The organism is Psychrosphaera sp. (assembly GCF_982872775.1).
Genome location: NZ_CEYNSH010000052.1, coordinates 1 through 19,203, shown reverse-complemented (window position 1 = coordinate 19,203; position 19,203 = coordinate 1). Strand labels below are relative to the sequence as shown.

Sequence of the window (19,203 nt, the reverse complement as noted above, 5' to 3'; positions counted from 1 at the left end):
AATATTATTTTGGACAATGGAGAAACGGCCAAGGGTTATGCTATCTATAACTTGTATCAAAAACCTGGAAACGCAGATCGTAGTGAAATAGTGATTGATTACCCGGTCGATTTCTTTTGGGGTGTTCACGAACTAAAAACTGGCATTATTATCCCTTCGGATGAACTTCAATTTAAACTTATTGAAGCAATTCAAAAAGGTAACCATGAAAAGCTTCACAACCCTAAATACTCATTAATAGCTAACCCAAATAATAATAAGTTTCAAAATTGTACTGAGCATACTTTAAATATGATTAACTCAGCGATTTACAATACAACAGATATGAAAGCGATAAAGTCGGCTACGAAGCAGTTTTTCACGCCACAAAGAGTTAATATTTCGCCTATAAAATTGGCATTAGGTGGCCTATTCGTGGATGGGATAAAAACATCAGATCATGGACGTAAAAAGTACACAACCACATTTACAAGTATTGCTGAGTATTTAAAAACTTATGACTTGCAAAAAGGTATGCACATTTTGGATTACCAACAAATGAAATCTAGTTAACTTGTTTAGCTATATTGGCTGTATAAGAATTTTAAACATAAAAAAAGCTCAAGTACTTAGAAAGTTACTTGAGCTTTTTTGACTCGAAGTAAAGCATTACCGCGAGCTTAGATGTTCAAGATTAGAACGGCATCTTCATCCCAGGAGGCATGCCCATGCCACCTGTAAGTTTGCCCATTTGCTCTTTATTCATTTCTTCAACACGACGAACCGCATCATTTACTGCTGCGGCTAACAAGTCTTCAATCATGTCTTTGTCGTCTTCCATTAGAGAGTCGTCTAGCTCAACGCGCTTTACGTTGTGGCTACCCAACATCGTAACTTTTACAAGACCGGCACCAGCTTCACCAACGACTTCCATTTTGGCTAGTTCTTCTTGTGCTTTTTGCATTTTTTCTTGCATTTGCTGGGCTTGTTTCATTAAGTTGCCCATTCCGCCTTTAAACATATTCGTTTCCTCTTTCATTTGGTCACGTATCTATTTATGACCGACTACTTAGTCTTAAATTCTGTTGCCGTATAATACCATAAAAATTCCTGGTGAAATGATTACAGTGGTTTAATTGAGTCAGGAATCACCTTAGCGTCAAACTCGTTCAGTAACATTTGCACGGTCGGATCGTGCTCTATAGACTTCTCTGCCCGCTCTTGTCGATTCAAATTGATATTTTGTTGAATATCAGACGGCGCTGTCATCGTCACCGCGCTCTTGTTAATGATGAACTCGGAAGCTGGCACCATTCTCGAAACAACATCTGTTAGTTCTTGCTCAGATCGCTCATTAAGAAGGTGAGCAAACTCTTGACGCACCACAAGCTCGATGGTGTCTCCGTTAATATTCACTTCGCTGTTCAAGGCTAGTTGGCGACCCAAGCCCATCAATCCCGATTGCTCAATCATTGAAGCCCATTTGTCGACTTGATGTGCATAGCGCACTTCTTCAGACTCAACGGGCAATAGTTCTGGTTCAGGAACGACTTCTACGGCTGGAGCTTCTGATTCATTCGACGGTATTGATTCTTGTCCTGGCTCCGTCGTCTTTTGATTGGTATCGTATGGTTGGTTTTCAGCTTGATTAGCTTCTCTTGCTTGAGTTGAAGACGTTGACTCCAAGTTTGACTGACTAGTCTTATTTGTTTCAGAGCTGGTGCCCGGCGCTAAATTAACACCTCGAGCCGCTAATATCGCTAGTACTGGGTTGTCTTCATCTGGTAAATCATGGTGTGAGGCAACTGGCGCTTCAACACTTTCAACAGTAGTACTCTCAACAGCAGCACTCTCAGCAGCGACATTTCCAGTATCTGCACTCACAGTAGAAGTACTCTGGGAGGAAGCGTTGCCAGACGTATTAACAGAATCATATTCTGTCCCAATACTGTCGTAGTCTTCTTCTGCCATTGGGTAGTCGGCATAAGCATCTAACGGCGGAGCATCCGAACTTGTGTCATTTTGCTGAGGTTCACGAGCTGGTTTAACGGCCTCACTGGAAGCGTTTTTAGGCTCTGTTACTGGAGAGCCTTGCTCATTGTTTACTTGGTTTGAGTCCAAGGCTTCGGCAGACATTGGAACTTGATGTTCTAAATCCGCCTCTGAAAGCTCTGGCTTTGTTTGATCTGTATCAGAGTCTATTACAGGTGGCTCTGAGTCAGGTTTTACTCTAGGCGCTTCTAATTCGACTTTGACGTCTGCACTCTCATTTTGAGGCTTATCTGGCTCTGACGGTGAGCTTAGTTCTGTGCCAGAGGCTGCATCTTTATTTTCATTTTCAGCTTCAGTGGTTTCTAGGTCAACGACAGGTTTAGAAACAACCGAAAGGGGTGTGACTACATCAGCGTTTTTTTTTTCGCTCGTATCAGCCTTAAGTTGTTCTGGTGCCGCAGGAGAAAAAGCAAGTAATCGCAAGCACGTCATTTCAAGGCCAGAAGCTGGGCTAACTGCATAAGCCAGCTCTTTTTTGCCTTGCAAAAGCATCTGATAATACACCTGTACCTGTTGCGGTGAGAGGTGTTTTGCAAACTGTGTAATGGCCGCTTCATTTTCTTCACTCAACTGAGCGGCAGCAGGCACTAATTGGCACATCGCCACCTGGTGAGTCAGAGTAATCAAATCATCAAGAACTTTGATAAAGTCTGGCTGTTGTTGCTGAAGACGTTGGAATAGAGCAACAAGGTCATCGCTGCTCTGATTGATCACGGCTTGCATAATCTGCAAACTCCATGATTGATCAACCGTGCCCAACATTTGTTGAACAATATCAAGCGTGATGTTTTGTCCAGATTGTGCGATGGCTTGGTCAGTCAAACTTAAGCCATCACGCATACTGCCTCTGGCATATTTGGCCAAAAGTTCAATAGCCGATTGTTCAAACGGAATGTTTTCAGCGTTTAAAATATTCTGTAGCTGTGTTGCGATTTGGACGACAGACAATGCTTGTAAATTAAATTGCAAACAACGCGACAATATGGTTACTGGTAGCTTTTGTGGATCCGTTGTCGCAAACAAGAATTTAACGTGTTCTGGCGGCTCTTCTAAGGTTTTTAATAGAGCGTTAAAGCTATGACGAGACAACATGTGCACTTCGTCAATAAGGTAGATTTTGTAACGGCCACGCGTTGGCGCGTATTGGACGTTATCAAGAATTTCTCGCGTATCACCGACTTTAGTACGTGATGCGGCATCGATTTCAATCAAATCAACAAAGCGACCTGCATCAACATCTAAACAAACAGAGCAAGTACCGCATGGCTCGGAAGACACACCGGTTTCACAATTGAGACTTTTAGCAAAGATTCGAGCAATCGTGGTTTTACCCACACCTCGAGTTCCTGTAAACAAATAGGCATGATGCGTACGCTGATGAGTTAGGCCGTTGATGATGGCTGATTTGACGTGCTCTTGTCCGACTAATTCCGAAAATTTAGTTGGGCGCCACTTCCTTGCTAATACTTGATAACTCATGCCTGTGTGTCCGCCTTCAATTCTTTATTCGCCGTCAAAGGCCGTTAAACTAAAACAGTTAATATCAAGTTTGTTCAGCCTAGCTTCACCACCCAAATCAGGCAGGTTCACAACAAAACAGGCATCGACAACTGTCGCACCTAGCTTACGAATCAGCTTCGTTGTAGCTTCAATTGTACCGCCCGTCGCCAACAAGTCATCGACCATCAATACTTTATCCTCACTAGTTAATGCATCAGTGTGAAGCTCAAGAATATCTTCGCCGTACTCTAATTGATAAGCTTGTGAAAAAACTTCCCTCGGTAATTTACCAGGCTTGCGAACGGGAACAAATGAAATGCCTAATTTATAGGCCAATGGCGCACCAAAAATAAAACCACGAGCCTCTGTACCAACGATTGCCGTGATGCCTGCGCCTTTGTATTTTTCAAAGAATGCGTCAATAGTAGCGGCGAACGCTTCACCGTTTTGCATCAAAGAAGTGACATCGCGAAACTGAATGCCTGGCTTTGGGTAATCTGGGATGGTTTTAATACTGCTTTTGATCAAATCCGACATGTCGGTTTCCATTGATTTTATTTTGAATTAAGTATGCCAGAAGCCTTAACGATGAAAAACACCTTACCCGATTATTTTTGTTATTCGATGATTAAAACACCACGCTCGACTAAATCGGGTAATGCCTTTTGTAAAAATTCTTCTGCTTGGTTTGTTTCAAGTCCAATTGACGGGGAGGTCAAAAACAAAACCATATCGTTAAGTGTGTGGCCACTTACTTCGATTTCATTATCAGATAATTGAGGTTCTTGTTGAAGAAAACTTAATAAATGAATGGTTAACGGATCAGTCTGAACAAATTCAATATCTGAACCTACTGCATGGGCTAACTCTGTACTGTTGTTAATAGGCGCTTGGTGGACAATAAGCGTCGTTAATACTTGTGGTATTTCACTTGCGTTGTCAGCACTGATTGTTTGGACTGGGTGTTGATAGGCTAAGGGTAAAGCCGAAGGCGCAACGGTAAATAAATCATCGCTCACTAATTGCGACAATTGTGGCTCGCTAACAAAGCAATCTGCTTTAGCAGTTAATTGTGTCCCTTCTTGCAGCGATACATACAACTCTGCCCACTCATAATGGGCCAGCTCCACTAACCACGGTTTATCATTTAAGACACTATATTGCTCTTCAGTTGAATCACCGTTATTTGCTTGTTCCGCTATAAACTCCAAAAATTGTTCGGCAATTTCGCTAAAAAACGGCGAGTGATTATTCGTATTTATAAAAAAACTGCGAACCCAATTATGCCAAACTTGATTGTCTAAAATCGATTTAAGAACAGGAAATGCATTGGCACAAAACCCTTCTATATTGTTGTAAAACAAAGATTGATAAATTCCCAACCGTCTAGACTCGAATTGAGTTGCCTCTTCGCCATTTCTTATCTGCTGAGCGAGCTCTAATTGAATCTGCCTAAAGTTATCGCCCATTCTTATCACTCCCTCTTGCTTTGACGGATTGCTGAATTGATTTTATTTTTTCAACTTCTGTGACCAACTCATCAAAAGGTGGAATATTGAAATCTCGCTCTAATAACGTTGGAAATGTACCGTGCTTTTGGTAGGCATATCGAAGCAACGACCAAACCGATTCAATAACTGGACTGCCGTGAGTGTCAACCTTCAAATCGTCTGCTTCATCATAATGGCCAGCAATATGGCCATAAGCGATACGCTTACTTGGCATTGCATCAATAAACTTCTTCGCGTCATACCTGTGATTTATACTATTAACAAAAACGTTATTAACATCGAGTAAAAGCTGACAGTCAGCTTCTTCAAGGATTGCGTTGGTAAATTCGACCTCTGACATCTCATTGGACGGTGCCAAATAATAAGACACGTTTTCAATTGCGATTGGACGCTCTAAGATGTCTTGTACGCGTTTAATGCGCTCAGCAACATAGCGGACAGCCTCTTCTGTGAAAGGGATTGGCATTAAGTCGTACATGTGTCCTTCAGCCGAGCAATAGCTTAGGTGTTCAGTGTAATGAACAACATTAAAGTCATCTAAAAACTGCTTGATTTGCTTAACAAAGGACTCATCCAATGGGTCAGGACTTCCAATAGATAAAGAGAGACCGTGAGTAGACAGTGGGACCTGTTGACTTAGCTCTTTGAGGTTACGTTGATATTGACTATTCATGGGCATCCAGTTTTCTGGGGCCACTTCTATGAAGTCGATATCTGAATCGATAATCGCTTGATTTAGCCTAATCATTTCTCGTCGATAACCTAATCCTGCACCGGTTAACATACTTCCTCTCTCACCATTCTTAATTATTATGCCCCATTAAGGCCTTCTTAAAATAAAAACAGCCAGAATTACTGGCTGTATTCACATTAGAACAATAAAGTTAACGTAACTTGATTATTTAGCGCCGCCACATTTACCTTCGCCGCACTTACCTTCTTTGGCCTTAGCAACTTTATCTTTGGCCTTGGCTTTCATTTTATCTTTCATGTGATCGCCGCCACATTTACCTTCGCCACACTTACCTTCTTTGGCCTTAGCAACTTTGTCTTTTGCCTTAGCTTTCATTTTATCTTTCATGTGATCGCCGCCACACTTACCTTCACCACATTTACCTTCTTTAGCTTTGGTAGCCATTTCTTTCGCTTTGGCTTTTGAGTGTGCGCCAGCGCATTTTCCTTCGCCGCATTTCCCCTCACCACACTTACCTTCGCCGCATTTAGCCTCTTTGACCTTCTTAGCTTTATCTTTGGCTTTGTGTTCGCCACACTTTCCTTCGCCGCACTTACCTTCCATACTGCTAACTTGATAGCCTTGACTCAAGGCAGTTGCTTGATACTCCATAGTTTGTGCCGATGCAATTGATGATGTTGCCAATGCCGCCAATCCAAACGCCGCTACCGTTGCTTTTTTATTAGTATTCATGTTCCACCTTCCATTCTAATCATTAATAAATTGTATAAGCGATTTATAGTTCAGTTTAATAGACCCTATTCGATACAACAATATTTCAAATTAGCCTAAATTTCCGTTTTTTGACTCACTAAAACCATCAAATTTCTTCGCAAAAGTAACTTGCAACGGAAGAATCGATATTTAGTCAATCCAGACTATACTTTTACTACATGATTGGAGGTCTTGCACATGATATTTAACCAATTACAAACGTCTTTTCGCGATAGTCTTACTGGACTTTACAGTGAAGACTACTTCGCCGAAGTATTTCAAAGAGAATGGCACAGGATGATGCGCGAGCGAGATGCATTGTCAGTCATTATTATTCACCCACACCTAAATCCCAATCGAGAAGATGATAAACTTGCCTTTCGAATGATCTCGGATGCTATTAAAAACAGCACCAAAAGAGCAACTGATTTAGTTTGCCGGTTTCAGGGTAACGAAATTGCTATAGGTGTATTTAACTTAGATGAGGAAGGAACAGAAACGATCATTACACGCATTTTGGAAGATGCAGAAATTGCAATGTCTACGATGCCACATACTAGTGATTTATCAATTGGTGCCTTAAATGTGTTGCCAAATAACGAAATCGCACCAGATGAAGTCTTTCGTTTGACTGAAGAACTAGCCGATGAGGCTGAGTTAAAAGGTAAAAACGCCTATAAGCTAAAATACTTTAAGCTTCACTAAATGCTCTTTATTAATTCAATGATTTATAGTTAATGCACTATACAGATAGCAAATAAATGACATAAAAAAACCGCCCAAATGGACGGTTTTTATTATATATAACAAATTACTAAGCTATTAAAGCTTCACACCATTACGCTCTGCAGCGTCTTTGATATAACCAACCCATGCTTTCGCTGACTTGGCAGTATTTTTGTCTTTAACGGCTTCGTTAATCGCAACGTAAGCTTCTTTGAAGTCACGAAGCTGATAGTTAGCATCTGCGATAGATAGGTAAACAGTACCTTTCTTCTTGATGCCACCGTCTAATGCTTTTTCATACGCTTTGATTGCCGCTTTAAAGTCTTCAGCAACTAATAACATATCACCCTGACGACGATAGTAGTCAGGATCTTTGCTCACATCACCAGCTTCGCCATAGTACTTAGCAGCTTTATCAAACTCTTTAGCATTGCGGTATGTGCTTGCTAAAGCGCTTAGGTTACGCTCGTTACGTTTGATGTCACCGGCTTTCATGTGCTTCTCTTGGATTTGCGCCGCTTTAAACGGCACACCTTGAGTCGCATATAACTGAGCTGTTTGCTTAAAGTGGTTTTCTTTTTCTAAGAAACCATTTTTGTAAGCAATTGACATTGTCGCTAGACCTTTTTCATAATCTTCCGTTAACGAGTAGAAGCTGCCCAGTTGTGGCCACCATCTCTTGTTTTCTGGGAAATTACGAACTAAGTCTTCAGTAGCTTTTGTCGCGTTCACGTTGTCTTTCATTTCATAGTAAGACGCCATAACCAAAACGTAGTAGTTTTCTTTAGGCTCTTCAGCAAACTGAATTGCTTTACGAGCGTGCTCTATCGCTTTGTTATATTTACCTAACTCATAGTATGAGTTAGACATACGGAAGTAGACGTCCGCATTGTTGTCTAACGTGAAATCTAAGAACTTTTGGTAGTACTCAATCGCACTATCGTAGTTCTTTTCCTGAAGGTTTAAATCCGCAATCAGTTTTAAGACATCGCTGTGATCTCTAAAAGGCAAGCGGTCTAACTTTTCAGCACGAACCAAGTATTCAAGCGCTTCATTTGGCTTTTGAAGTGTTGCATACATGTTACCAATAAAACGTTCGACGTACGCTTTGTCGAAGTCACTCTTTGGCTCTAACTCTAATAATAGAGCTAGCGCTTCAGTAATTTTTTCTTCTGAGTATAGCTCAAAAGCTTTACCCACTTTCTTACCGATGCGAGCACCAAGAACTTCGCCACCGCGTTCTTTTTTACGCTTCTCAACTTCTGCTACCTTGTCCGCCGGCACCTTCGCGTGAGCGAAAGGCGCAGACATAAGTACCAATGACGTTAATAAAGCTGACAACATAGTTGATGTTTTCATTTTTATGCTCCGTCTAAGTTGAAGTCTAATTGAACTTGTAGACCAGTTTGACGAACTGGCTTACCGTCAACGACCTTTGGCTTGTATTTCCAACGCTTAAGGGCTTTACGCGCTTCGCGGTCAAAAACACGGCGAGGTTCTGAGTTAATTACTTGTACGTTTTCAACACCACCAATCGTGTTGATATCAAAGCTAAGTTGAACCCAACCTTCGATACCATCACGAGCCGCTTTAGGCGGGAATTTAGGTTCGATACGTACGATTGGTGTTGCATCACCGTCACGTACTAACGCACCTGGGCCGCTTAAACCAGCGTTGGCTCCGCCTACATTAACTGAAGGCATGTTAAAAGATACACCACCCGCATCTGCAATCTGAGGTTCTGGCTCAGGCTGCTGCGGCTTAGGCGGTTGCTTAGGTGGAGGTGGAGGTGGCGGCGGAACACGGTTACGCTGCCTTGTCTCACTCTCCGGCGGTGTAGTATTAATTTCGACTATGATGTTTTCAACTGCATTATTTTGGGACTTACTACCACTGTTAATAAGTTCCGCCATAAATACGAACAAGCCGAATGTGATTACTACACCAACGATGATTGATGCAATAAATCTCAACATACTACTTTTTCTCCGCTGCGATAGAAATCTTTTCGATACCCGCTGACTTAATCGCATCCATTACTTTAACAACAACGCCGTGCTTAGCGTCTTTATCCGCTTGGATAATAACTGTATCAGTAGGTTGCTCTGCAATCATACGCTCGATGTTCGCTGCAACACGTTCGATGTCAACTTGACGACGGTCCATGTGTACATCGCCATTTGGCTTGATTGCAATAAAGATGTTAGCTGAAGGCTTGTTCGTTGCATTTGAAGCCTTTGGCTTTAATACATCGATACCTGCCTCTTTCACGAATGAAGTCGTAACAATAAAGAAGATAAGCATGATGAATACGATGTCTAGCATCGGAGTCATGTCAATTGCTGCATCTTCGTCATCACGAAAACGTTGTTTACGTGCCATAGTTCAATCTCCTAATGATGTGGCAAGCTATCTACTAGCTTCTCTTTTGCCACTTTAACTCTTGTCTCAAGCCTTGAGCTGAAAAAGATTCCAGATAAGGCTGCAACCATACCCGCCATTGTCGGAATTGTTGCCATTGAGATACCAGATGCCATCAAACGTGGGTTACCAGTACCTTGTGTTGCCATAGTATCGAATACTGTAATCATGCCGGTTACCGTACCTAGTAGGCCGATTAACGGACACATAGCAACAAGAGTTTTAATAATTAACATTCTTGCATTTAAAAGTTCGGATGCTTCGGAAACCCAAGCGTCACGGATTCTATGCGCACTCCAAGATGTAGTGTCAGCTCGAGCGTCCCACTTAGCAATAATACCTTTACTAATTTTTGGGAACTCAGCGGTTAAAAACCACCAACGCTCAATCATTAACGCCCACATAACAAGAAGAGCTGCGGCGACAAAGTACAATACAAAGCCGCCCGTGCCGATAAAATCCCTGACGGATTCCCATAGGCCCATCAGGTAAATCATCATTACGCTTTCTCCTTCTCAGCATGCGCTGCAATGATACCTGCACTTTGCTCGTCAAGGATGTGAATGATTGACTTAGCGCGTGCTGCTACGATGCTATGAGTGAAAATTAGTGGTAGTGCAGCGATGATACCCATTGCTGTTGTTACCAATGCCATTGAGATTGAACCAGCCATTAGTTTCGGGTCACCTGTACCGAACAATGTGATTTGCTGGAACGTTTCGATCATACCGATAACTGTACCTAGTAGACCTAGTAGAGGTGCTACTGCAGCAAGAATCTTGATTGTGTTGATGCCGCTTTCGATACGTGGCGTTTCACGTAAGATAGCTTCGTCTAACTTAAGTTCTAAGTTCTCAACGTCAGTGTCTTTATTGTCACGGTAAACCGTAAGGATACGACCAAGAGCGTTGTTCTCAGATACGTTATCTGGGTTTTTAAGCTGTGACTTGATCTTTGAGCTTTCAGACATAGTAATCGCTAAGCTACGCAGAGCTAGTAATAAACCAAATGCTAGAACAACAGTGATTACGTAACCTGGAGTACCACCTTGGTGATAACGGTCTTCAAGCGTCGCTTTTTGCGTGTTAAGACGCAAGATACCGCCACGAGAAGGGTCAACGTAGAAAGGAACAAGTTCGTTTGAAGAAGCGTTAGCTAGCTCTTCTGCAGATGCACGGTAGTGAGCTTCAGCTTCTTTACCAAGAGCTTGAACAACTTGAACGTCTGAGTTGTAGATAACGTAGCTGCCGCTATCAGTAACTAGGTTGAATGCACCAACACGTGTGATGTTTTCAGTTGTAGAACCACCACCAGTTGCAGCAACCTCCTTCTGGAACTTAACAACTTTAGCTGATTCAGTCATTTCAGTTTGTAAAGCAATCCATAACTCTTCTAATTCACGAGTTGTTGGAAGTTCACGAGCTTCTGCTAATTCAGTTAATAGCTCAGCACGACCAGGGTATTGTGCAGAGATGATTGAAGCAGAGATAGAACCGATAGTGTTACTTGCTGCACGACGTACAACACCGAACATTTCACCAAGTGTACCTTGAGCGTTTTGAAGCTCTTGAGCACGGATAGCTAATGTTTTTTCGTTTTGTGCGTATTCTTTTTGAAGACGCTCGCCACGTGCTTTTTCATTAGCTAGTTCTTTTTTAGCTTTATTTAGAAGCGCTTGTTTATCTGCTTTAGCAGATTGGAACTCTTGTTCACGCTTTTTGTTTAACGCGCCTTCAGAAAGACGGTCTTTTTTAACTTGCTCAAGAAGCTGGTCAAGTTTGCCTTCAGCGTTAACAGTTGCAGTAAAGCCAACTGAAGCAACGGCAGCGGCTAATACCAATGAATTAAGAATCTTTTTCATGTGTAATTACTCCGCAGCGAAAATTGGTAATTTGATTAACTCATATGGAGCTTGCTTACGCGCCATACGAATCGTTAAAGTGATGTCTTTAAGGTACTCATCACCTACTTTTTGCCAGCTGCGAGTTGTGTTGTTCCACACCCATGCATTCTTAAGGTCTTTTGATTGTGCGATTAGCGCAATACGACCAACGTGTACAAAGTCAGCAGTGATTTCTTGACCGTCGAAAGTTTCAGTCGCTTCCCACGCTTCCATCGCTGTACCGTAATCTTTTTCGATTTCGTACGCTTCTAATACCTGACGGTACTTCTCAGAAGTACTTACGTTAGGGTTAACCATAACTTCACGTAATTTCTCAACACGAGCTGTACGTCTTTCTAGCTTGATTGGAATATCAGCAGCAACAAATTGCTCTAACATATCGATCATGCGGTACATAAGCGGAACGATGTTACGCTTAGTATTTTCGATCTCAGCAATTTGACCTTCTAAAGAAGCGATTTCTGCGTTTTGCGCAGCCACTAATTTAGCAACATGGTCGTTATAAACTTTGTTGATTTCAGTTGTGTCAACAACGTCGCGGTACTCAAGTGCCATTTCCGTTGTTTGTTCTTGAATTCTGTTGATTTTTGTTTGCGATTTAGCTGATGCTTTATTAATTTTGATCTCAGCTGCTTGCAATTGCTCCAATGGATCTGCAGCGAGTGCAGAACCGGCAAATGTCACCGCTCCTACTAGAGCAGAAGCCACTAGACTTAGTTTCATCTTTGACATAGTTCCCAACCAATGTATGTGTTTAAAATTCTAAAATTGAGTAAATACTCTCTATTCGTGCATATAATTTTCACGAATAATCACCGCCGAGTCTCCCAAACATCACCACTAATGTCAATGATCAATAACTTGGACCTACTATTAAAGGGCCTTTTCTGACTAGTTATTAACCACATTTTAGTAATGTTTGTTTCTTACCCACTCTCTTTGTAATCTATTTGTTTTACCAATGCGCTAATTTACTAAACTTTTGCCGCTCTATTCACAAGAGAACAGGTTAAAGTGACGTTCATAAGGCTTGCTCGAACCAACAAAGCGACTACTAAGTGGTTGTCTTACTTGAAACAAACTATTTGTCGCTACGCTAGCACCTGGAGCAGGCACAAATCCGTTTTCGTCACTTGAAAGCTTTGACTCAATATCGGAAAAAGAAGTTCCAATAAATCTTGATAAGTTAGACATAACTTTTATTGGCTCTTTTACCAATAACTCATATTGCACATCGTAAAGTCTGTTAGAAAGAATAGTCTGGCAATGCTTAATTTGCATATCAAAATCATCAAAAAAATGCTTGGTTTCAGCAAGGTCATAGCTCCAAGGTACTCCTTTATTAAAGAAGTGTTTATAGCACGACCAAGCAACATCTCTTTGTGTTCTGCTGATGTGTATGAACTTGGCCTTTGGAAATGCTGCAGCTAACAGGCCCGTATAGCGTGTTAAGTCTAGGGACTTATCAACAAAATACTCCCCTTCGCCTTGATTCGAACGAAGTCGATACAAATATTCTGATCTGAAGTGTTGGACGATGGCTTTAATAACATTCGGGTCTTTGCTGTCATTCACGGAGTGTATAATTTGTTTTAGCGACAGCGGCAAAAGACTTCGGCGACAATAATTGAACTCTTTACCACCAATAACCTTCTCACTTTGGGTTAGTATTTGGGATAATAGGGTCGTACCACTTCGCGGTAAGCCTAAAATAAAAATCGGATTAGGTTCTGTATCTTCATCTTCAATATCAACGGTGTATTTGGCGACAAAATCCTCGTTGAAAAACTCGCTGATTAAACGTGTTAGTTGAAATTCTTCACCGATTTCATAAGACTGGTTTCTAATCTTTTCTTTACCTAACTCAGCGGCCTTTTTTGCAAATTCAAACGCGTTTTCTTCATCATTAATAAGTTCATAACCTTTTGAAAGGGCGTAAAAATACTGAATTTGAAATATCGGTGACTGTTCTTGCACCTCTTGCTGCATGGCCTGAAATTTAACCAGTAACTCTTTTGCTTCTTCAGGGCTCGCTATTGCCATAAGGCTTAACATCGTGGGTGTAGATACAGCGCTTAACGTTAAGACCCGGTTAAAGTACTGTTTGGCTAACTTAAACTCACCAAGTTGGCTTGCAATTACGCCACAAAAATGTGCCAGTTGAGCACTATTTGTTTGAGTTGAAATAGATTCAGTAAGCTCTTTAGCGATAGACAATCTCCCTGTTTCACCGAGTACGCTCAGTGTTTGCAGTAGTACCGATTCACCTTTATGTTTATTGGCGTTAAAGTAGCGAAGCGCTGTTTTTGCCGCTGACGCATCATCGCCAATGGTCATTGCTAATTTAGCTACGCCGCCCCATAAGCTCCCCAACTCTGCATTTTCCTTAAGCAATTGGTTGATTTTAGCCGTTAGCTCGCTTCTCCTTCCTTTTTCAACATCAATGAGCAGACTATTTGCCAATTCATAGTGGGCTGAATTCATTGTAACTCCCTATTAAATCGAATAAAAAAGCCAACCTGATGGTTGGCTTTCAGTCTCATAAAGTCAATAGACTTTTTGCAAAGGTACCATTCTTATTAGAAACGGATTGATGCAGAAAGACGAACTGAACGAGCTTCTTGTCGACCATCAATTTGACCGAAATCACGGAAAGGAACACCTAGGTATTGGCCTTGGTCACCCGTACCGCCGTATTGTTCAGCCACTTGGTTGATCATAGTTACTTCATCGTTATTGAATACATTGAAGATATCAGCGCGTAACGTGACATCTAAATCAGAAATGTCTAAATCGTAAGTTGCACTTAAATCAACATTCCACGTATTCGATAAATTGCCTAAGCTACCACGAGGTACAATTTTGCCATCTTTCGCAAACGATTCAGCTTCATAGTAAGAAGCGAATACATCTGTCGGATGGAAACCAAATGCACTCTTAGGTGCGCCACTTTGCCAGATAAAGTTTGTGCCGAAACGTAGTTTGTCATTAACCGCATACGCTGCGAACAATTTGAGTGAATGACGACGGTCATTTGGCAAGTAACCATAAGCACCATCGGTCAATCCAGGTTGGTCAAAGTTAGTAGTAATACCAGCATCATCCTGACCATTGTCTGAACGAACGAAACCTTCGTTGTTACCTTCACTCTTAGACCAAACATAGTTAATGCTCATACTCCAAACATCATCCCATGCACGCTCAGCAGATAGTTCGATTGCTGTGTAATCACGTTCTGCTTCAGGGTACCCCATGTCTGCGTTTGGTATTGTGTACTCACCGAATGGTAGTGGACCGTCTCCATCTGGATCAGTGTCGATTGTAACGTCAGATGTACCAGGGTTTGTTAATACATAATAGTGGAAGCCAGAACATTCAGTACAAACTGAACCAGTGCCGTCACCACCTAGAGAGACATCAAAACCGTAGTCAATTGCGATATCTTCAATTGATGAGCCAAGGGTACGATAAGTCGCTTGAATACCAGCAGACCAATCATCATTGACTTCGAACTGGTAACCTAAGATGAATTCGTCTTGGTACATAGGCTCGATGTCTTTGTTGACGGTTTGACCGGTATTGGCTACTTCACCATCGGCGTAGTAGCGAATTGAACCACAGTTTTCTGTCGTTGGTACGTCATTATCATCAATAGAGACAACGTCACAGTATTGTTGAGTGAAGAATTCTGCACCGGCCATACGTAAATTAGTATTTGTTGCAATAGGCAAGAAGTAACGACCAAAGTTGGCGTATACTTTCGAAGTGCCATCGGCATTAACATCATACGCGGCGCCTAAACGAGGAGCCCACTGGTTGTCAATTTCAACAAACGCATCGCCTTCAACATTAAAGTTCTCAAACGACTCATTACGCAAGCCTACGTTAAGGGTTAAATTGTCGTTAACTGTCCACGTATCTTGGATGTAGAAAGCGTTGCTTTCTGTCTTAAAGCTACCTGCATTTTCGTACACTCGAACACGAACCACTTCACGATCTTCTTGATAACGGAACCAGTTTCCACCTGAATAGCCCGACGCTTCATTCGCTTCCAGTTCTTCTCGGTCAATACCAAAACGAATGGTGTGGTCACCCAAATAATAGTCTGCATCAATACGGAAAACGGTACGTTGGTCATCCGCGCGATTCGGTGAACCTACAACCCAAGAGCCTAAGTTTTCACCTGTATCAAGATCGGTAATTAAGAAAGGTTCTGTTGACGATGCAGGTACACTAGTACGGTCATATTTATTAATGCCGTATAGAGCTGAAACGGTAAAATCATCCGTAATGATACCCGTGTATTTCAATGACAAGTTGTTACCACCGCGTTTATACTCAGCCTTACCACGGTCGCCTAAGCGTGTGCGTGTGTCTGCATCGTAGTTATATTGCATTCGTTCGGTAGTACGCTCATCCGAGAAAGCCGTTAACTCTACTAAATGATCGTCCGTAACATAATAATCAATTTTGGTGCCCCAGAATGTAGAATCAACTGAATCTTCATTAAAGGTACTTTGACCGGCGCGTTCATTGTCTGTCATGCTTGGGTTAAGAAGGACGAAATAGAACAACTTGTCTTTAATCAATGCGCCACTTGCATAGACATTGACATTGAATTCATCAGAACTATCACCATGCAGTACATCATAAATAGAACCATCTTCACGAATAACATCGTCATGATGTTCACGTAGTGCGTCTGGCTCCCAATACATATTGACACCAGCTTTAAACTCGTTAGTACCAGCTTTTGTTGTTGCGTTTACTACACCACCGGTAGAACGACCAAACTCTGCTGAGTAACCGCCAGTTTTAACCTCAAACGTATCATAAAATTCAAAAGGAACATTAGAACCACCTAAACCATTACGGAAATTAGTAATGTTTAGGCCATTGAGGTAATACGCATTTTCTGCAACGGACGAGCCGCCAAATGAAGCTAGGTCACCAAAAGCTTCACTACCTTTGGTTGTACCAGGTGCTAATAAAGCAATACCAGTGACATTACGAGGTACAGGAATTCGCTCAATTAATTCTTGATCGACAACAAGTGAAGCTTCAGATGAGGTTGTATCGATCATAGAAATGGTACTACCACGAACCTGGATAACCTCAAGCCCGGTTTGTTGTAATGCCAAATCTACATTTGTTCGACCGCCGATAGACACATTAACCATTTCATTTCGGGCAACATCAAAACCATCCTTACTTGCCACAACTGAATACTTACCTGGTGGTAGAAGCGGGAAACGAAAGTTACCGTCTGTGTCTGAAACAACGGTACGAGTAAGGCCTGTACCTAAGTTTTTGATGGTAACAGAAACACCAGACAAATCCTGGCCATTGGCAGTGACTGTCGAACCACCTATGTAACCGTCGGTATTGTTTGCTAGCGCAGGCATTGCTGCCCCTAACGTAGTCGCAACGGCTAGCGCTGCAACACTACTTTTAAAATATTTCATGATTTCTCCCTGTACTGCCATTTTATATGGCAGTCTTTTATTGATTTTTATCAATTGTCTAAGGCACTTAACTTCCAGGCCCAAATCGACCTCTTGATGTTAATCGCACATTTTTACTTAGGTCAACAGAAGCCAAATTTGGCAATCAATTAGGAAAAAGCACCATAAACGAACAAAATTCATACAGAATTAAGTTGAGACATTAGTAGGAAAATAGTTAATAAAAACATACAGAAACAGGACTAACGTTCAATTGTTGCAATTTTGGAAACGAGAAAATTATTAGAAGAAAAGCGATCTAAAGCCCAAATCCTTAGAATAGGATTTTCCGCAAAAATGAAGTTCAGAATGTAAAGAATTGTTATTAAACGTAAAAAGAAAAATTATTCTAGTTAAAAACTTAACTTTTAGCGTTAATAAAAAGCCCGGCAATTGCCGGGCTTTTTGAGGTAAATAAGAAAATCTTATTTAAACTGGTCTCGATTAGAACTTATGAGTTAAACGAGCGAACCAGCTAGTACCGAATAGACGGTAGTTACTTTCGTCAGTGTTACCGTTGAACGCCGGCTCGATGTACGGAGGCTGTTCGTCAGTAAGGTTAGTTACACCAACAGAAACTTTTGTACCGAAGTCAAAGCTATAAGAAGCAGAGATATCGTGATACATGAATGAATCTACTGTGTACTCGTGACCTTCTGTAGTACCCCAGTATAGAAGTTCTTGGTACTTCTGTTCACCGATGTAGTTTGTTGTGTAGTTAACAGAAACTTCATCAAGCTTATAAGTAACGCTTAGGTTGAACTTGTTTTCTGGGTAGCTTGTATCAGAACCTTCTGAGAACTGACCAACTAGGTCTTCCATTTCGAAAGTGAAAGTTTCAGCATTGTATACTTGGTTTTCTCTTTCTAAGAAGTGAGTCATTGAGAAGATTGCAGATAAGTCACCTTCGCCAATCTCAGTGTTGTAGCTCGCTTCAAAGTCAATACCTTTAGCAGTCATGCGGCTAAGGTTAGTTACAGTTGATTGAACGAATGTAATTTCACCTTGTGCGTCACGGTTTACGTTAGCACATAGAGCTTCAACACCACCTAAGTAACAACCTTTAAGTGAATCAGCTGCACCGATTGAATCGATAACGCCATCAACTTCGATTGACCAGTAGTCTAATGTTAGGCCTAGACCTTCAACAAACTCAGGAGACCATGCAAAACCAACAGTGTACGTATCGCCTTCTTCTGGCTGTAGATCTGGGTTACCACCAACACGTGCTAACTGCTGTGAGTCAGTGTTGTTAGTACCGCCAGCTTTTACGCCATCTGCAGTACAGAAACCTTTTTGTTCCGCAGTCAATGCAGACCAGTTAGATGCAGTACATGGATCCGTTGCTGATGGGAATGAATCTGATGCTGGTGAGAACAAGTTACCAACAGTCGGTGCACGGAAAGATGTACCAATGTTAGCACGGATCATTAGGTCAGCACCTGTGTTCCATTCTAAACCAACTTGGTAAGTTTCTGCACCACCAAATACGCTGTGATCATCGTAACGAACGCCGATTGGCATGTTCATTGATTCAACAAATGGTGCGTCTTCAATTAACGGAACGTTGAATTCAGCAAAGAATGAAGTAACGTCGAATTCACCACCAGTTGTACGGCCAGTGTTACCTGTTACCGCATCCATGAACTTACCAGAGTCAACTTGTGACTCAAGCTGTTCTTTACGGTATTCAAAACCTACACCACCAGTTACAACACCAGCTGGTAAATCAACAACGTCACCACCGATGAAACCATTTAGTGTTTGTAATGTGTAGTTACCTGCATCTACTAGAGGTGCAGAAACGTAGTTTAACATTTCTTGTGTAACTGAACCTGGGCCACCAAATACGTTCATTGACACACAGCCTGGGATTGGCGCGTCAGTAGTACCACAAACGATGTTACCGTTGTCATCTTTGAAAGATGGGCCTAATGCTTTAGAAAGGTTTGGACCGTATAGCTGACCAAATGTGTTTCCAACAGTTTGGCTATAACCGTAGTTATAGTTAACGTCATAGTAGTATTCACCGATGTCACCTTCGATACCGATTACTTGTTGGAAACGAGTAATGTCTTGTTCGAATGAACGACCGCCTTCTAACATACGACGACGTGAACGAACTACGTCTTTACCGAATGGGTTGTAGAAGTTGTCTTT

17 protein-coding genes are annotated in these 19,203 nt (G+C 41.7%); 2 read left to right on the top strand and 15 right to left on the bottom strand.

The genetic code is table 11. The annotated features are described in order from the left end of the window. A partial coding sequence (locus tag AC4E96_RS12505; RefSeq protein WP_490256054.1) for a DUF2145 domain-containing protein occupies window positions 1-552 on the top strand: 552 nt, incomplete at its 5' end. A 121-nt stretch (window positions 553-673) separates the two neighbouring features. Here AC4E96_RS12505 and AC4E96_RS12500 read toward each other — a convergent pair. From AC4E96_RS12500 to AC4E96_RS12475, 6 genes are all read right to left on the bottom strand, one after another. Next, the gene (locus AC4E96_RS12500) at window positions 674-1,000 is read right to left on the bottom strand and encodes a YbaB/EbfC family nucleoid-associated protein (RefSeq protein ID WP_488031874.1); all 327 of its coding nucleotides are present in this window, start codon (window positions 998-1,000) and stop codon (window positions 674-676) included. A 101-nt stretch (window positions 1,001-1,101) separates the two neighbouring features. Further along, on the bottom strand, window positions 1,102-3,510 hold the full coding sequence (gene dnaX / locus AC4E96_RS12495) for a DNA polymerase III subunit gamma/tau (RefSeq protein WP_490256053.1): 2,409 nt from the start codon (window positions 3,508-3,510) through the stop codon (window positions 1,102-1,104). 24 nt (window positions 3,511-3,534) lie between these two features. Then, entirely contained in the window at window positions 3,535-4,080 is a 546-nt protein-coding gene (gene apt, locus AC4E96_RS12490; RefSeq protein ID WP_490256052.1) for an adenine phosphoribosyltransferase, read from the bottom strand. A 68-nt stretch (window positions 4,081-4,148) separates the two neighbouring features. Further along, complete coding sequence (locus tag AC4E96_RS12485) at window positions 4,149-5,000, bottom strand: HvfC family RiPP maturation protein (protein WP_490256051.1); 852 nt, start codon at window positions 4,998-5,000, stop codon at window positions 4,149-4,151. Then, a complete protein-coding gene (locus AC4E96_RS12480; protein WP_490256050.1) occupies window positions 4,990-5,826 on the bottom strand; it encodes an HvfB family MNIO-type RiPP peptide maturase in 837 nt (278 codons plus the stop codon). The genes AC4E96_RS12485 and AC4E96_RS12480 overlap by 11 nt, the downstream gene beginning before the upstream one ends. A 114-nt stretch (window positions 5,827-5,940) precedes the next feature. Continuing rightward, entirely contained in the window at window positions 5,941-6,468 is a 528-nt protein-coding gene (locus tag AC4E96_RS12475) for an HvfA family oxazolone/thioamide-modified RiPP metallophore (protein WP_490256049.1), read from the bottom strand. Between the two features lie 219 nt (window positions 6,469-6,687). On the opposite strand from AC4E96_RS12475, the gene AC4E96_RS12470 reads away from it, so the two are divergent. Further along, window positions 6,688-7,194: a diguanylate cyclase gene (locus AC4E96_RS12470; RefSeq protein ID WP_488031880.1), complete on the top strand. Its 507-nt coding sequence runs from the start codon at window positions 6,688-6,690 to the stop codon at window positions 7,192-7,194. 117 nt (window positions 7,195-7,311) lie between these two features. Here AC4E96_RS12470 and AC4E96_RS12465 read toward each other — a convergent pair whose 3' ends face one another. From AC4E96_RS12465 to AC4E96_RS12425, 9 genes are all read right to left on the bottom strand, one after another. Then, complete coding sequence (locus AC4E96_RS12465) at window positions 7,312-8,574, bottom strand: tetratricopeptide repeat protein (protein WP_490256048.1); 1,263 nt, start codon at window positions 8,572-8,574, stop codon at window positions 7,312-7,314. 2 nt (window positions 8,575-8,576) lie between these two features. Next, complete coding sequence (locus tag AC4E96_RS12460; protein ID WP_488031882.1) at window positions 8,577-9,191, bottom strand: energy transducer TonB; 615 nt, start codon at window positions 9,189-9,191, stop codon at window positions 8,577-8,579. A gap of 1 nt (window position 9,192) precedes the next feature. Further along, complete coding sequence (locus AC4E96_RS12455) at window positions 9,193-9,597, bottom strand: ExbD/TolR family protein (protein WP_488031883.1); 405 nt, start codon at window positions 9,595-9,597, stop codon at window positions 9,193-9,195. An 11-nt stretch (window positions 9,598-9,608) separates the two neighbouring features. After that, window positions 9,609-10,133, bottom strand: coding sequence for a MotA/TolQ/ExbB proton channel family protein (locus tag AC4E96_RS12450; RefSeq protein WP_488031963.1), 525 nt, complete (start codon window positions 10,131-10,133; stop codon window positions 9,609-9,611). Between the two features lie 2 nt (window positions 10,134-10,135). Continuing rightward, window positions 10,136-11,497: a MotA/TolQ/ExbB proton channel family protein gene (locus AC4E96_RS12445; protein WP_488031884.1), complete on the bottom strand. Its 1,362-nt coding sequence runs from the start codon at window positions 11,495-11,497 to the stop codon at window positions 10,136-10,138. Window positions 11,498-11,503: 6 nt separating this feature from the next. After that, window positions 11,504-12,271 carry a DUF3450 domain-containing protein gene (locus AC4E96_RS12440; RefSeq protein ID WP_488031885.1) on the bottom strand — a complete coding sequence of 256 codons (768 nt, stop codon included), beginning with the start codon at window positions 12,269-12,271 and terminating at the stop codon, window positions 11,504-11,506. A 258-nt stretch (window positions 12,272-12,529) separates the two neighbouring features. Next, window positions 12,530-14,023, bottom strand: a complete 1,494-nt coding sequence (locus AC4E96_RS12435) for a tetratricopeptide repeat-containing sulfotransferase family protein (protein WP_490256047.1) — start codon at window positions 14,021-14,023, stop codon at window positions 12,530-12,532. Between the two features lie 95 nt (window positions 14,024-14,118). Next, window positions 14,119-17,004 (bottom strand): TonB-dependent receptor, encoded by a 2,886-nt coding sequence (locus tag AC4E96_RS12430; protein WP_490256046.1) that lies wholly within the window; start codon window positions 17,002-17,004, stop codon window positions 14,119-14,121. Window positions 17,005-17,487: 483 nt separating this feature from the next. After that, the coding region (locus AC4E96_RS12425; protein WP_490256045.1) for a TonB-dependent receptor at window positions 17,488-19,203 on the bottom strand (1,716 nt) is incomplete at its 5' end.